This window comes from Mycobacterium basiliense (assembly GCF_900292015.1).
Lineage (GTDB): Bacteria > Actinomycetota > Actinomycetes > Mycobacteriales > Mycobacteriaceae > Mycobacterium > Mycobacterium basiliense.
In genome coordinates this window covers 1,319,149-1,333,773 of the sequence record NZ_LR130759.1, presented here as the reverse complement: position 1 = coordinate 1,333,773, position 14,625 = coordinate 1,319,149, and the positions used below count along the sequence as shown (strand labels likewise).

The 14,625-nt window shown below is 65.1% G+C and carries 13 protein-coding genes and 1 pseudogene; 9 read left to right on the top strand and 5 right to left on the bottom strand.

The annotated features are described in order from the left end of the window. Positions 1–228 precede the first annotated feature (228 nt). Positions 229–2,466 (top strand): SulP family inorganic anion transporter, encoded by a 2,238-nt coding sequence (locus tag MB901379_RS05610; RefSeq protein ID WP_158015729.1) that lies wholly within the window; start codon positions 229–231, stop codon positions 2,464–2,466. A gap of 147 nt (positions 2,467–2,613) precedes the next feature. Here the strand turns inward: MB901379_RS05610 and MB901379_RS05605 are convergent, their stop codons facing one another. From MB901379_RS05605 to MB901379_RS05595, 3 genes are read right to left on the bottom strand one after another with little or no spacing between them, the layout of a single operon-like run. Then, positions 2,614–3,783, bottom strand: coding sequence for an acyl-CoA dehydrogenase (locus MB901379_RS05605; protein ID WP_158015728.1), 1,170 nt, complete (start codon positions 3,781–3,783; stop codon positions 2,614–2,616). A gap of 12 nt (positions 3,784–3,795) precedes the next feature. Continuing rightward, a complete protein-coding gene (purE, locus tag MB901379_RS05600; RefSeq protein WP_158015727.1) occupies positions 3,796–4,311 on the bottom strand; it encodes a 5-(carboxyamino)imidazole ribonucleotide mutase in 516 nt (171 codons plus the stop codon). Next, complete coding sequence (locus MB901379_RS05595; protein ID WP_408632363.1) at positions 4,308–5,567, bottom strand: 5-(carboxyamino)imidazole ribonucleotide synthase; 1,260 nt, start codon at positions 5,565–5,567, stop codon at positions 4,308–4,310. Before MB901379_RS05595 ends, purE begins: the two co-directional genes overlap by 4 nt. A 99-nt stretch (positions 5,568–5,666) precedes the next feature. On the opposite strand from MB901379_RS05595, the gene MB901379_RS05590 reads away from it, so the two are divergent. Continuing rightward, on the top strand, positions 5,667–6,350 hold the full coding sequence (locus tag MB901379_RS05590) for a GtrA family protein (protein ID WP_158015725.1): 684 nt from the start codon (positions 5,667–5,669) through the stop codon (positions 6,348–6,350). Here MB901379_RS05590 and MB901379_RS05585 read toward each other — a convergent pair. Further along, positions 6,305–6,823, bottom strand: a complete 519-nt coding sequence (locus MB901379_RS05585) for a PH domain-containing protein (RefSeq protein ID WP_158015724.1) — start codon at positions 6,821–6,823, stop codon at positions 6,305–6,307. The two genes, MB901379_RS05590 and MB901379_RS05585, sit on opposite strands and share 46 nt — an antisense overlap. Positions 6,824–6,885: 62 nt before the next feature. Continuing rightward, on the bottom strand, positions 6,886–7,692 hold the full coding sequence (locus MB901379_RS05580) for a biotin--[acetyl-CoA-carboxylase] ligase (RefSeq protein WP_158018969.1): 807 nt from the start codon (positions 7,690–7,692) through the stop codon (positions 6,886–6,888). Positions 7,693–7,961: 269 nt separating this feature from the next. Here MB901379_RS05580 and MB901379_RS05575 point away from each other — a divergent pair, with 269 nt between their 5' ends. The 7 genes and pseudogenes from MB901379_RS05575 to MB901379_RS05545 all read left to right on the top strand — a co-directional run bounded on the left by MB901379_RS05575 (position 7,962) and on the right by MB901379_RS05545 (position 14,619). After that, positions 7,962–9,611 carry an acyl-CoA carboxylase subunit beta gene (locus tag MB901379_RS05575; protein ID WP_158015723.1) on the top strand — a complete coding sequence of 550 codons (1,650 nt, stop codon included), beginning with the start codon at positions 7,962–7,964 and terminating at the stop codon, positions 9,609–9,611. 70 nt (positions 9,612–9,681) lie between these two features. Then, positions 9,682–10,182, top strand: a pseudogene (locus MB901379_RS24455) (acyl-CoA carboxylase subunit epsilon). Further along, complete coding sequence (locus MB901379_RS05565) at positions 10,179–10,820, top strand: Maf family protein (protein ID WP_158015722.1); 642 nt, start codon at positions 10,179–10,181, stop codon at positions 10,818–10,820. Before MB901379_RS24455 ends, MB901379_RS05565 begins: the two are co-directional and overlap by 4 nt. Before the next feature lie 29 nt (positions 10,821–10,849). Then, positions 10,850–11,338 carry a pyridoxamine 5'-phosphate oxidase family protein gene (locus tag MB901379_RS05560; protein WP_158015721.1) on the top strand — a complete coding sequence of 163 codons (489 nt, stop codon included), beginning with the start codon at positions 10,850–10,852 and terminating at the stop codon, positions 11,336–11,338. Between the two features lie 39 nt (positions 11,339–11,377). Next, entirely contained in the window at positions 11,378–12,283 is a 906-nt protein-coding gene (locus MB901379_RS05555; RefSeq protein ID WP_158015720.1) for a sulfurtransferase, read from the top strand. Next, the gene (locus MB901379_RS05550; protein WP_158015719.1) at positions 12,280–12,711 is read left to right on the top strand and encodes a SufE family protein; all 432 of its coding nucleotides are present in this window, start codon (positions 12,280–12,282) and stop codon (positions 12,709–12,711) included. Before MB901379_RS05555 ends, MB901379_RS05550 begins: the two co-directional genes overlap by 4 nt. A 111-nt stretch (positions 12,712–12,822) precedes the next feature. Continuing rightward, a complete protein-coding gene (locus MB901379_RS05545) occupies positions 12,823–14,619 on the top strand; it encodes an acetyl/propionyl/methylcrotonyl-CoA carboxylase subunit alpha (protein WP_158015718.1) in 1,797 nt (598 codons plus the stop codon). The last annotated feature ends 6 nt before the right edge of the window (positions 14,620–14,625 follow it).

Below are 14,625 nucleotides of genomic sequence, written 5' to 3'. Positions count from 1 at the left end.
GAATCCGCACCCGGCCTCGGCGAATCGCACCAGCAATCATGCAGGATTTTGACCAGACGCCCTGCCAAGCTTCATAGATTTGCGCAACGCAAATATGACCTGCCTTGTTCGCAACGCTCGGTGGACACTGGATGGAAACACCACGTTGAGGCCGGTGCTGAAAGGTCGTCAGCTCACGGTTGCCCGTCCGCCCGGACGACCATGTTGACCGGTTTCGAGGAGCCAAGAATGAGCACCGCTATCAAGAAACCCGTCGACACCCCGGAATCGCGGTCTCGGTCGATCCTGACCGATCTGAGGCACGACTTTCCCGCGTCTCTGGTGGTCTTCCTGGTCGCACTGCCGCTCTCGCTAGGAATCGCCATCGCCTCCGGGGCTCCGCTGATGGCCGGCTTGATCGCTGCAGTGGTGGGTGGCATCGTCGCCGGATCGCTGGGCGGGTCGTCGGTTCAGGTCAGTGGTCCGGCCGCGGGTCTGACCGTGGTGGTCGCCGGACTGATCGATCAGGTCGGTTGGCCGATGTTGTGCCTAATGACCATCGGCGCGGGTGTGCTGCAGATCGCATTCGGCCTGAGCCGGTTGGCGCGCGCGGCGCTGGCCATCGCCCCGGTCGTGGTGCACGCCATGCTGGCGGGCATCGGTGTCACCATCGCATTGCAGCAGGTTCACGTTCTGATGGGCGGTTCGTCGCACAGCTCCGCGTGGCAAAACATCGCCGCGTTGCCGAACGGCGTCCTCCATCACGAACTGCATGAAGTGATCGTTGGCGCAACGGTCATCGTCATCTTGTTGGCGTGGTCGAAGCTGCCCGCGAGGGTGCGCATCATTCCCGGCCCACTGGTCGCTATCGCCGGGGCGACCGCGCTGTCGCTGGTTATCGACCTGCACGTGGAGCGAATCAACCTTTCCGGCAACTTCTTCGAGGCGATCCAGCTACCCCATCTGGCCCAGCTGGCCCCCAACGGGCAGCCGTGGTCCACGGACATCAGCGTCATAGCCGTCGGTGTCCTGACAATCGCGCTCATCGCCAGCGTCGAATCGCTGCTGTGCGCGGTCGGCGTCGACAAACTGCACCAGGGACCGCGCACGAATTTCAACCGGGAAATGATCGGGCAGGGCAGCGCCAACGTGGTGTCCGGAGTGCTGGGTGGCCTGCCCGTCACCGGGGTCATCGTGCGCAGCTCGGCCAACGTGGCCGCCGGCGCTCGCACCCGAATGTCAGCGGTGCTGCACGGCGTATGGGTCCTGCTGTTTGCCTCGCTCTTCACCAACCTTGTGGAGCTCATACCCAAGGCGGCGCTGGCCGGCCTGCTCATCGTGATCGGCGCCCAGCTCGTCCGATTGGCCCACATCAAGATCGCCTGGCGCACCGGCAACTTCGCGATCTACGCCATCACCATCGTGTGCGTCGTCTTTCTCAATTTGCTGGAGGGCGTGATTATCGGGCTTGCCGTTGCGATCGCCTTCCTGCTGATCCGGGTGGTACGCGCTCCCATTGAGGCCCAGCTGGTAAGCGAGGAAGCCAAGCATTGGCGCGTCGATATCGACGGCACGTTGAGCTTCTTGCTGTTGCCACGTCTGACCAAGGTGCTCTCCACGCTGCCGAAGGCAACGGACGTGACGCTGACACTGAACGCGGATTACATCGATCACTCCATCTCCGAAGCCATCTCCGATTGGAAGACTGCCCACGAAGCGACCGGCGGCACGGTGACCATCATCGAGCACTCGCCGGCAAACCTGGTCAGCGCCCACAGCAGCCCACCAAAACGTCACTACGTTTCCAAGTCTGGACCGTGGCCCTCCCGACGCGACAAGCAGCCGGACAATGACGCCTCCATACTCGACGGCGTCGAGGAATACCACCGCAATGGCGTTAACACGCTGCACCACCACGTGCCCGAGCTGATAGATCCGGCGAACCCGGACACGGTGTTCCTCACCTGTGCCGATTCCCGAATCCTGCCCGACGTCATCACCGCGAGCCGGCCCGGTGACCTCTACATCGTGCGAAACGTCGGCAACTTGGTACCCACCGACCCGGCCGAACGGTCGGTCGACGCCGCGCTGGACTTCGCGGTCAACCAGCTTGGCGTGAGTTCGGTTGTCGTCTGCGGACATTCGTCGTGCCGCGCGATGGCGGCACTACTGGAGAACGGCGGCAACTCCGCGACCCCGATGGACCAGTGGCTAGCACATGCCGGCGAAAGCCTGGCCGCATATCGGGATCACCATCCGGCGCGGCTGAGCGCGATGTCCAACGGCTTCGGCGAGGTGGACCAGCTGGCGATCGTCAACGTGTCCGTCCAGCTTGAACGGCTCGCTCGCCGTCCAATCTTGGCGGCCGCATTGGCTTCTGGCGCGGTCAAGGTCCACGGTATTTTCTTCGATTTCAACACGGTCCACGTCCATGAGGTGAATGGGAGCGGCATCGTCTCGTCCGCTCAACCACTGAGCAAACAATAACGGTCGTCCACGTCCGCCAGCTTGCTCGAGTCAGACGAAAGCCGTCGACGCCCAACTACGCCTGCCCACCCCAGATCGTTGGCAGCAGATGGCGTCGACTCCCACTGGCGGATCCGCCGTGGTGCGGCCCAGTCCCCGCGGGCGCCGTCAGCGCAACAGCGCCCGCGACATCACCACGCGCTGGATCTGGTTGGTGCCCTCGTAGATCTGGGTGATTTTGGCGTCCCGCATCATCCGCTCGACCGGAAAATCGACGGTGTAGCCGGCGCCGCCGAACAACTGCACCGCGTCGGTGGTGACTTCCATCGCCACATCTGAGGCCATGCACTTCGACGCCGCTGAGATGAACCCCAGGTTCGATTCGCCGCGCTCGGCGCGGGCGGCAGCGCTGTAAACCATCAATCGGGCGGCCTCCACCTTCATCGCCATGTCGGCGAGCATGAACTGCACCGCCTGGAAATCACTCACCGCCTGCCCGAACTGCTTGCGGTCCTTGGTGTAGGCGATCGCGGCATCCAAAGCCCCCTGCGCGATACCTACCGCCTGGGCACCGATGGTCGGGCGAGTGTGATCCAGGGTGGCCAACGCGGTCTTGAAACCGGTGCCCGGCTCACCAATGATCCGGTCACCGGGAACCCGGCAGTTCTCGAAGTACAGCTCGGTGGTGGGCGAGCCCTTGATACCCAGCTTGCGTTCCTTGGGGCCGACCGCAAAGCCTTCGTCGTCCTTGTGCACCATGAACGCCGAAATACCGTTGGCACCCTTGTCCGGATCGGTCACCGCCATCACGGTGTACCACGTTGATTTACCGCCGTTGGTGATCCAGCACTTCGCGCCGTTGAGGATCCAGTCGTCACCGTCCGCCTTGGCGCGGGTGCGCATCGACCCGGCATCCGAACCTGCCTCGCGCTCACTCAGGGCGTAGGAGGCCATCGCGCTGCCATCGGCCAGCGATGGCAATACCTGCTTTTTGAGGTCGTCTGAGCCGCGCAGGATCAGACCCATGGTGCCCAGCTTGTTGACCGCGGGGATGAGCGACGCCGATGTGTCGACCCGGGCGACCTCTTCGATGACAATGCAGGCAGCCACCGAGTCGGCACCCTGGCCGCCGTACTCCTCGGGCACGTGCACGGCGTTGAAGCCCGATGCATTCAGCGCCTCCAAGGCCTCCTGCGGGAACCGCGAATTCTCGTCCACGTCCGCGGCGTGCGGAGCGATTTCCTTTTCCGCCAGTGCACGAATCGCCGCCCGCAACTCCTGGTGCTCCTCAGGGAGCTGGAACAAATCGAATGTCGGGTTTCCGGCCCAACCAGCCATGACGGCCTCCTTCTAGTCGCGGGTTAACTTACCCGCAAGCCTCTGCAGTTCCGCATCCTTGGCCCGCACGGTCTGTGCCAGCTGGTCTTGAAATGCGACGATCCGTGCCCGCAACCGCGGATCGGTTGATCCCAGTATCCGCACGGCCAGCAGGCCGGCGTTGCGGGCACCGCCGATGGACACCGTGGCCACCGGCACCCCGGCCGGCATTTGCACGATCGACAGCAGCGAGTCCAGGCCGTCGAGCCGCGCCAGCGGCACCGGCACCCCGATCACCGGCAGCGGCGTGGCGGAGGCGACCATGCCGGGCAGGTGGGCCGCACCGCCGGCGCCGGCGATGATCACCTCAATGCCGCGGTCGGCGGCGCCGCGCGCGTAGTCGAACATCACATCCGGGGTGCGATGCGCGGAAACCACCCGAACCTCGATCGGGATGTCGAATTCGGCCAGCGCCGTGGCGGCATCGGCCATCACCGACCAGTCGCTGTCGCTGCCCATGATCACCGCGACCCGGGCCTGTCGGGTCATATCCGCCGCTCCTTCGCCTCGCCGCGCTCCCCATCGTCACCGACCGCGTGCGGATCCCATCCGTCCGTCCACTGTCCGTGTGACAACCAGTGTGCCGCTAGCTCCGCCCGTTCACCCAGCACGGCGACGCTTGCCGGGTCCATGCCGAGTAAGTTGATGTGCCCCACCTTGCGCCCGGGGCGTTCCATCTTGCCGTACAGGTGCACCCGGGCATCGGGCATGCGTGCCAGCAGGTGATGCAACCGCTCATCCAGGGCCATCGCCGGCGGCTGGGCCGCACCCAGCACGTTGGCCATCACCGTCACCGGGACGATGGCGTCGGTGTCCCCGAGCGGGTAGTCCAGCACCGCACGCAAGTGCTGCTCGAATTGGCTGGTCCGCGACCCGTCCATGGTCCAGTGGCCGGAGTTGTGCGGGCGCATCGCGAGCTCGTTGACCACCAAGGTGCCCTCGGTGGTCTCGAAAAGCTCGACGGCCAGCACACCGACCACTCCGAGCTCGGCGGCCAGCCGCAAGGCCAGCCGCTGCGCGGCGCCGGCCGAATCGTCGGACAACGCCGGCGCGGGCGCGATAACCAGCACGCAGATGCCATTCCGCTGCACCGTCTCCACCACCGGCCACGCCGCGCCTTGGCCGAATGGCGAGCGCGCCACCAGCGCCGACAACTCCCGGCGCAGCTGCACTCGCTCCTCAACCAGCACCGGGACTCCGCCAGCCAGGTAGTCGCGGGCGATGTCGCGGGCATCCGCCAGATCGCGGGCCATCCGCACGCCACGGCCGTCGTAGCCGCCCCGTACCGCCTTGACCACCAGCGGTGCGTCTACCCGCCCGGCAAATGCGTCGAGTTCCGCCAGGCCATCGAGACGGTCGATGCCCACATATCGCGGCACCGGCACACCCAGCTCCTGCAGCCGGTGTCGCATGATGAGCTTGTCCTGGGCATGTACCAAAGCGTGTGGGGGTGGTGCCACCGACACACCTTCGGCCACCAGCTTGTCCAGCAATTCGGCGGGCACGTGCTCGTGATCGAATGTCAGCACGTCGGCTCCGGCAGCGACACGGCGCAGGTCTTCCAGATCGGTGTGCGATCCGAGCACCACGTTGGGCGTCACCTGCGCTGCGGGATCGTCGGCCCCCTCGGCCAGCACGCGCAGGTTCTGCCCCAGCGCGATCGCGGCCTGATGGGTCATTCGGGCTAGTTGGCCACCGCCAATCATGGCGACCACGGGGGTGCGGGGTTTCGGCACGGCCATCATGGTGTCATGGCCCATGACCGGCGTGTTTGGCGGCTATGGCACCGAATCGTTATATATCATTTTGCGTCGTTTTCGTGTCGATCCGTACACTGACGTGTTGTGTCCTTTGCCGATGCCACGATCGCGCGTCTTCCGGGGGTGGTTCAGCCCTACGCGCAGCGTCACCATGAACTGATCAAATTTGCCATCGTCGGCGGCACCACGTTCATCATCGACTCAGCGATCTTCTACACGCTGAAGCTGACCATTCTGGAACCCAAGCCGGTCACCGCAAAGGTAATCGCCGGGATCGTCGCGGTCATCGCCTCCTACGTGTTGAACCGGGAATGGAGCTTCCGCGACCGCGGCGGCCGCGAGCGCCACCATGAGGCGCTGCTGTTCTTCGCCTTCAGCGGCGTCGGGGTGCTGTTGAGCATGGCGCCGCTATGGATCTCCAGCTACGTCTTGCAGCTGCGGGTGCCCATGGTGTCACTGACCTTGGAAAACATCGCGGACTTCATCTCGGCCTACATCATCGGCAACCTGTTGCAGATGGCGTTCCGCTTCTGGGCTTTCCGGCGCTGGGTGTTCCCCGACGAGTTCGCGCGCAACCCGGACAAGGCGCTGGAATCGGCCCTCACCGCGGGCGGCATCGCCGAGGTCTTCGAGGACGAGATCGAGGGCGGCAACGTCACCCTGCTGCGCTCCTGGCGTCATAGGGCCGGCCGGGCCAACCGCGCGGATCTGCGGTCGGCGGCTCAGCTGGGGGCTTCCTCTGAACCCAGGGTGTCAAAGACCTCGTGATACAGCAGCGCGTGCACTTCACGCAGGCGCGGAATGTTGTAGAACTCCAGCGGATCATGTGACGCTGACTCGATAATCAGCGTCCCGGTGCGAAACATCCGTTCGAGAATCCGGTCCCGGAACTCCACACTGTTGATCCGCGCCAACGGTATGTCGATCCCACTTCGGGTGAGCACTCCGCTCCGATACATCACCCGCCGATTGGTCACCACGAAATGTGTGGTCAGCCAAGTCAGGAACGGCCAGAGCGTGAGCCAGCCAACGATCACCAGCCAGATGCCCCAAATGACACCGTGAATGATGTTCTTCGCCAGCTGCTGCCACGGGGTGGAGTTGACGAACCCTGACCCCAATGCGGCCAGCCCGGTAACCAGAATCAGCACCACGACCGGCCAGATCAACCGATTCCAGTGTGGGTGACGATGCAGGACGACCCGCTCACCCGCAGCCATGGAATTGTCCGGATAGCGCATGGTGGCGACCTTAGCCGTCCCGGGCTGCCGTTCGCTTGTTGATGGCCCTGGGAGGGCAGTTACTACCGCAAATGCACCACGTCGCCGGCCGAAACCAAGACGCTCTCCTGCGATGCGTCTGGCCCGCCGGCGCGGGTTTGCACACACAGCCGGCCCTGTTCGTCGATGTCCAACGCGGTGCCGACCAGTTCACGGCCACCGGGCAGCTGAGCGCACACCCTCGAGCCAATCGTCAGGCTGACGGCCCGGTAGGCGGTGATCAGCTGCGGATCGGCTAGCCGCCACTGGGCGATCCGCGCCGCCAGCTCGCGCAGGAGCCGGCAGGCAAGTTGGTCGCGATCGGGCGCGGAGACACCGAGGTCGAACAGAGAGGTCGCCCCGGGACCGTCGACCTCCTCCGGCGCCTGTGTGACGTTGAGGCCCACACCGATCACGGCGAACGGCTGTGCGATCTCGACCAGAATGCCCGCCAGCTTCGCCTTGGCGGCTGCCGAGCCGGCCAAGACGTCGTTGGGCCACTTCAGGCCCGTTTCGACGGCGGTGGGCGCCAGCAAGGGGGCCACGGCGTCGAGCACCGCCAATCCGGTGGCCAGGGGCAGCCAGCCCCACCGCACCGTCGGGACGTCGCGCACAACCACGCCGACCGACATGGTGAGCTGCGCCCGGGGCGCCGCCGACCAGCTGCGACCAAGACGCCCCCGCCCGGCGGTCTGGTGTTCGGCGATCAGCACACTCGCGCCGATGTCGACTCCTGCGGCCGCGCGTGCCAGCAGATCGGCGTTGGTGGAACCGGTCTGCTCGACGACATCGAGTTGTCGCCACGCCGATTCCGCGCCGAGCACCTCGTCGCGCAGCGCATGCACATCCAGCGGGTCGCGTTGCCTCACCCGGTCAGCCTAGAGGGCAAGCGCCCCGCTAACCCGCTGTTCCGACGAGCGCCCGTTTGTGCCCGCCGGTGCCGGCGGCGGCCACGGGGCGGTTCGCCATGAGGTGAGCACCCCACCTGCCAGAAGCGGCAGCGTAACGCGGAACCGGAGCGTTTGCTCCGATTTATCGGCAATGTTGTGCGGGACGCCCGACCGATGTTGTGTGGGACGCCGGACCGATCAAAAATGTCGCTGCCGATACCATCAAACCCATGACCAGCGTTACCGACCACTCGGCTCATTCCGCAGAGCCTGCCGCCGAGCACACCATCGATATCCACACCACGGCCGGCAAGCTCGCCGAGCTGCACAAGCGCCGCGCAGAGTCGTTGCATCCGGTCGGTGAGGCCGCCATCGAGAAGGTACACGCCAAGGGCAAGCTGACGGCCCGGGAGCGGATCTACGCGCTGCTGGACGAGGACTCGTTCGTCGAGCTGGACGCGCTAGCAAGGCACCGCAGCACCAACTTCGGCCTGGAAAGCAACCGACCGCTGGGCGATGGCGTAGTGACCGGCTACGGCACCATCGATGGCCGCGACGTGTGCATTTTCAGCCAGGACGCCACGGTGTTCGGCGGCAGCCTGGGCGAGGTGTACGGGGAGAAGATCGTCAAGGTCCAAGAACTGGCGGTCAAAACCGGACGTCCGCTCATCGGCATCAACGATGGCGCCGGCGCACGTATTCAGGAAGGCGTCGTCTCGCTGGGCCTGTACAGCCGGATCTTCCGCAACAACATCTTGGCTTCCGGCGTCGTGCCGCAAATCTCGTTGATCATGGGGGCGGCCGCGGGTGGACACGTTTACTCTCCCGCGCTCACCGATTTTGTCATCATGGTCGACCAGACCAGCCAGATGTTCATCACCGGGCCCGACGTCATCAAGACTGTCACCGGCGAGGACGTCACCATGGAAGAACTCGGTGGCGCCCACACCCACATGGCCAAGTCCGGTACCGCGCACTACGTGGCCTCCGGTGAGCAGGACGCGTTCGACTACGTGCGCGAACTGCTCGGCTACCTGCCGCCCAACAACTACACCGACGCGCCGCGCTACCCCGCGCCTATTCCCGCGGGGCCCATTGAGGACAACCTCACCGACGAGGACCTCGAGCTGGACACGTTGATCCCGGACTCACCCAACCAGCCCTACGACATGCACGAGGTGGTCACCCGCATCCTCGATGACGACGAGTTCCTGGAGATCCAGGCCGGTTATGCCCAAAACATCCTGGTCGGTTTCGGGCGGATCGAGGGCCGACCGGTAGGCATTGTCGCCAACCAGCCGACGCACTTCGCGGGTTGCCTGGATATCGACGCCTCGGAGAAGGCCGCTCGATTTGTGCGAACTTGCGACTGCTTCAACATCCCAATCGTGATGCTGGTCGACGTTCCAGGCTTCCTGCCGGGTACCGGCCAGGAATACAACGGCATCATTCGGCGCGGCGCCAAGCTGCTCTACGCCTACGGTGAGGCCACCGTGCCCAAGGTCACCGTCATCACCCGCAAAGCCTACGGCGGCGCCTACTGCGTGATGGGCTCCAAGGATATGGGTTGCGATGTCAACCTGGCCTGGCCCTCCGCGCAGATTGCGGTGATGGGCGCCTCCGGCGCGGTCGGATTCGTCTATCGACAGAAGCTGAAGGAAGCGGCCCAAGCCGGCCAGGATGTCGATGCGCTACGGCTGCAGCTGCAGCAGGAATACGAGGACACCCTGGTCAACCCGTACATCGCTGCCGAACGCGGCTACGTCGACGCGGTCATCCCCCCGTCGCACACCCGCGGCTACATCGGCACTGCGCTGCGCCTGCTGGAACGCAAGATCGCGCAGCAGCCGCCAAAGAAGCACGGGAATATTCCCCTGTGAGGTCGAGTGAGCGGAACGAACGCAGTGAGTGACGGGAACGAGCCGAACAATTCGGCACCTGTGAGATCGAGTGAGCGGAACGAACGCAGTGAGTGACGGGAACGAGCCGAACAATTCGGCACCTGTGAGGTCGAGTGAGCGGAACGAACGCAGTGAGTGACGGGAACGAGCCGAACAATTCGGCACCTGTGAGGTCGAGTGAGCGGAACGAACGCAGTGAGTGACGGGAACGAGCCGAACAATTCGGCACCTGTGAGGTCGAGTGAGCGGAACGAACGCAGTGAGTGACGGGAACGAGCCGAACAATTCGGCCCCGAGCGGCATGGATGACGAACCGGGGCTGGGCGCGCCTACATCGCACCGGCACGAGCCGCACATCGAAGTGCTCAAGGGGCGGCCGACCGATCAGGAGTTGGCCGCGTTGGTTGCGGTGCTGGGCAGCATCGGCGGCCCGGCCCCGCCCCCGGCGCCCGAACCCACCCGGTGGGGGCTCCCGGTCGACAAGCTGCGCTATCCCGTCTTCAGCTGGCAGCGGATCACGTTGCAGGAAATGACACACATGCGCATATGACCCGGCTGGTGCTCGGGTCCGCCTCACCCGCACGGCTTAATGTCCTGCGCCAGGCCGGGGTGGAGCCGCTGGTGGTGATCTCCGGGGTCGATGAGGACGCTGTTGTCGCCGAACTGAGATCACCTGTTGCGCCCGGCGACGTGGTGCGTGCGTTGGCCCGAGCTAAAGCCGAGCAGGTCGCGGCTGCGCTGAATCCGCCGTTCGCCGCGGATGCGGTCGTCGTCGGCTGCGATTCCATGCTCTACGTCAATGGCCAGTTATCGGGCAAACCGCAGTCCGTCGCCGAGGCGCGCCGGCAGTGGCAGTCAATGGCCGGACAGCGCGGCGAACTGTACACCGGGCACTGCGTCATCCGGCTGTTGGATGCCGAAACAGTGCGCCGTACCGACGAAACAACAATAACCACAGTGTATTTCGGAAAACCCTCAGCGGCCGATCTGGAAGCGTATCTGGCCAGCGGGGAGTCTTTGCAGGTAGCCGGAGCGTTTACCCTTGACGGCCTGGGCGGTTGGTTCGTCGACCGGATCGACGGTGATCCGTCCAACGTGATCGGGCTGAGCCTGCCAACCTTGCGGTCCCTTCTGCGAAGGGTCGGGCTGTCGGTCGCGGCATTGTGGGCAGGCAACGCCGGCGACTAGCGCACGCACGGCGGTCCTAGTGTCAGGGCATGACCGCATGGACCACATTCGCCGCCGCCGCTCCGCAGATCAGCACCGTCTTCACCCGTCGCCATCGCGCCGCCGGCAACCTGTGTTTGCTCGGCACTATTCGTTCTGACGGTTTCCCACGGATCAGCCCAATGGAGCCGCTGATCTTCGAAGACCGGCTGTGGCTCCCGGGGATGCCGGACACCACGAAATTCCGGGATCTCACCCGCAATCCACGGTTTTGCCTGCACACTGCGACCGTCGACACGAAAGTGACCGACGGCGACGCCAAGCTGTGGGGCCTGGCCCACGACGTGGCCGACCACGCGCTACGCCAGCGGTTTGCGGCCGCCCTGTTCGAGGACACCGGATTTGACCTTCGCGGGGAAATCTTCGCCCTCTACGACACAGACATCACCGGAGCATCGGCGGTCCAGGTCCGTGACGGCCATCTGGACATCACGGTGTGGAATCGGGGTGGACCGGAACGGGTGGTGCGCAAGCACTGAGCCAACAGCGGTTTCCCGGCCAGCGGTAGGCTCGATGATGTGCCGCTTCCCGCAGATCCGAGCCCGACCTTGTCTGCTTATGCCCACCCCGAACGGCTGGTAACCGCCGACTGGCTGTCAGCCAATTTGGGTGCACCGGGGCTGGCGATTGTGGAATCCGACGAGGACGTGTTGCTCTACGACATCGGCCATATTCCGGGCTCCGTGAAGGTCGATTGGCACACCGATCTCAACGACCCAACGGTCCGTGACTACATCGACGGCGCGCAGTTCGCGGCGTTGATGGATCGCAAGGGCATCGCCCGAGACGACACCGTGGTGATCTACGGCGACAAGAGCAACTGGTGGGCGGCCTATGCGCTCTGGGTATTCACCTTGTTCGGGCACCCCGATGTGCGCCTGCTCAATGGTGGGCGTGATCTGTGGCTCGCCGAACGCCGAGATACGACGCTCGCCGTACCGACCAAGACGTCGACCGGCTATCCCGTCGTGCAGCGCAATGATGCTCCGATTCGCGCGTACAAGGACGACGTGCTGGCGACGCTGGGTGCTCAACCCCTGATCGATGTGCGCTCACCCGACGAGTACACCGGCAAGCGCACCCACATGCCCGAATACCCGGAAGAAGGGGTCCTTCGCGGCGGCCACATCCCGACCGCACGATCGATTCCGTGGGGCAAGGCGGTTGACGAGAACGGGCGATTCCGCGAGCGCGAAGAGTTGGAACGGCTCTATGACTTCATTGATCCCGACGACAAGACCATCGTCTATTGCCGCATCGGAGAGCGCTCCAGCCACACGTGGTTTGTGCTGACTCATTTGTTGGGCAAGCCCGGCGTGCGCAACTACGACGGATCGTGGACCGAGTGGGGCAATACCGTGCGGGTACCGATCGTTGCGGGCGAGGCCCCGGGCTCCGTCGATGGATCAGTGCCGGCCCGATGACCACGCCCGCGAGTCTGCCCGCCGCCCTGGCGGAGGTGGTATCCGACTTCGCCGAAGTCCAGGGTCAGGACAAGCTGAAGCTGCTGTTGGAATTCGCCAACGAGCTTCCGGCTCTGCCGCCCCACCTGGCCGAGGCGGCCATGGAGCCGGTACCCGAGTGCCAGTCCCCATTGTTCCTGCACGTCGACCTCAGCAATCCCGAGCGAGTGCGGCTGCATTTCAGCGCGCCGGAGCAAGCGCCGACCACCCGCGGGTTTGCCGCGATCCTGGCCGCCGGCCTCGACGAGCAGCCCGCGGCAGACATCCTGGCCGTGCCCGAGGATTTCTACCGAGAACTGGGCTTAGCGGATCTGATCAGCCCGTTGCGGCTGCGCGGCATGTCGGCGATGCTCGCCCGGATCAAGCATCGGCTGCGCGAGGCGGCATGAATAGGGGAACCGCGTGACCGCGGCTACGGCGCGGCGCATAAACTTCCCCGGACAAGACTTGTAAGAAATTCTCTTAGAGACCAAGAGACGCTCAGCCCTACAGGAGGCGCAGTGGCCAGTCACGCCAGCTCCAGGATCTCCAAGGTTCTCGTCGCCAATCGCGGTGAGATTGCCGTCCGGGTGATCCGGGCAGCCCGCGATGCCGGGCTGGCCAGTGTGGCGGTCTATGCCGAACCCGACGCGGAGGCTCCGCACGTCGGCTTGGCCGACGAGGCGTTCGCACTGGGCGGGCAGACCTCCGCCGAGTCGTACCTGGATTTTGAAAAGCTGCTCGACGCGGCGGCCAAGTCCGGCGCGAACGCCGTCCACCCCGGTTACGGTTTCCTCTCCGAGAACGCCGACTTCGCCCAGGCGGTGATCGACGCCGGGCTGATCTGGATCGGCCCCAGCCCGCAGTCCATCCGCGACCTCGGCGACAAGGTCACCGCCCGCCATATCGCCGCACGCGCCAAGGCGCCCCTGGTGCCCGGCACTCCGGACCCGGTCAAAAACGCCGACGAAGTGGTCGCCTTTGCCAAGGAGCACGGCCTGCCGATCGCGATCAAGGCCGCCTTCGGCGGTGGCGGCCGCGGCATGAAGGTCGCCCGCACCATGGAGGAGATTCCGGAGTCCTTCGAATCGGCCGTGCGGGAGGCCACCGCGGCGTTCGGCCGCGGCGAGTGCTTTGTCGAGCGCTACTTGGATAAACCACGGCACGTGGAAGCCCAGGTGATCGCCGACCAGCACGGCAATGTGGTAGTCGCCGGCACCCGAGACTGCTCACTGCAACGTCGTTACCAGAAGCTGGTCGAAGAGGCGCCCGCGCCGTTCCTGAGCGATGCCCAGCGCAAGGAAATCCACGAATCGGCAAAGCGGATCTGCAAAGAGGCTCACTACTACGGCGCAGGAACCGTCGAATACCTGGTCGGCCAGGACGGCCTGATCTCTTTCCTGGAGGTCAACACTCGCCTTCAGGTCGAACACCCGGTCACCGAGGAAACCGCGGGCATCGACTTGGTCCGTGAACAGTTCCGCATCGCCAACGGCGAGAAACTGGATCTGGCCGAGGACCCCACCCCGCGGGGGCACGCAATCGAATTCCGGATCAACGGCGAGGACGCCGGACGGGGCTTTTTGCCCGCCCCCGGTCCGGTCACCAAGTTCCACCCGCCCAGCGGTCCCGGCGTGCGGCTGGACTCCGGCGTGGAGACCGGCTCGGTGATCGGCGGCCAGTTCGACTCGATGCTGGCCAAACTGATTGTGTACGGGGCCAACCGCACCGAGGCGCTCGAGCGGGCCCGTCGCGCACTCGATGAGTTCCAGATCGAGGGACTGGCCACCGTGATCCCATTCCACCGTGCTGTGGTGTCCGACCCGGCATTCATCGGCGACGACAACGGCTTCTCGGTGCACACCCGCTGGATCGAGACCGAGTGGAACAACACCATCGAACCGTTCACCGGGGGCGAAGCCCTCGACGACGAGGACGCCCGGCCACGACAGAAGGTGGTCGTGGAAATCGACGGCCGCCGGGTCGAAGTGTCGCTGCCCGCCGATCTTGCGCTATCCAACGGTGGCGGTTGCGACCCGGCCGGGGTGATTCGGCGCAAGCCCAAGCCGCGCAAGCGTGGTGCGCACACCGGTGCGGCAGCTTCCGGCGACGCCGTGACGGCGCCCATGCAAGGCACCGTGGTGAAGGTGGCGGTGGAAGAAGGGCAAGAGGTCGCGGTCGGCGAGCTGGTGGTAGTCCTCGAAGCGATGAAGATGGAGAACCCCGTCACCGCCCACAAGGACGGCGTCATCACCGGTCTTGCGGTGGAGGCCGGAGCAGCCATCACCCAAGGCACCGTGCTCGCCGAGATCAAGTAGCCGGCG

Excerpts from the sequence above, each read along its gene's own strand:
- MB901379_RS05610 (WP_158015729.1), top strand. The coding sequence starts at position 229 with ATGAGCACCGCTATCAAGAAACCCGTCGACACCCCGGAATCGCGGTCT.
- MB901379_RS05565 (WP_158015722.1), top strand. The coding sequence starts at position 10,179 with ATGACCCGGCTGGTGCTCGGGTCCGCCTCACCCGCACGGCTTAATGTC.
- MB901379_RS05585 (WP_158015724.1), bottom strand. The coding sequence starts at position 6,823 with ATGCGCTATCCGGACAATTCCATGGCTGCGGGTGAGCGGGTCGTCCTG.
- MB901379_RS05605 (WP_158015728.1), bottom strand. The coding sequence starts at position 3,783 with ATGGCTGGTTGGGCCGGAAACCCGACATTCGATTTGTTCCAGCTCCCT.
- MB901379_RS05550 (WP_158015719.1), top strand. The coding sequence starts at position 12,280 with ATGACCACGCCCGCGAGTCTGCCCGCCGCCCTGGCGGAGGTGGTATCC.
- MB901379_RS05595 (WP_408632363.1), bottom strand. The coding sequence starts at position 5,567 with ATGATGGCCGTGCCGAAACCCCGCACCCCCGTGGTCGCCATGATTGGC.
- MB901379_RS05560 (WP_158015721.1), top strand. The coding sequence starts at position 10,850 with ATGACCGCATGGACCACATTCGCCGCCGCCGCTCCGCAGATCAGCACC.
- purE (WP_158015727.1), bottom strand. The coding sequence starts at position 4,311 with ATGACCCGACAGGCCCGGGTCGCGGTGATCATGGGCAGCGACAGCGAC.
- MB901379_RS05575 (WP_158015723.1), top strand. The coding sequence starts at position 7,962 with ATGACCAGCGTTACCGACCACTCGGCTCATTCCGCAGAGCCTGCCGCC.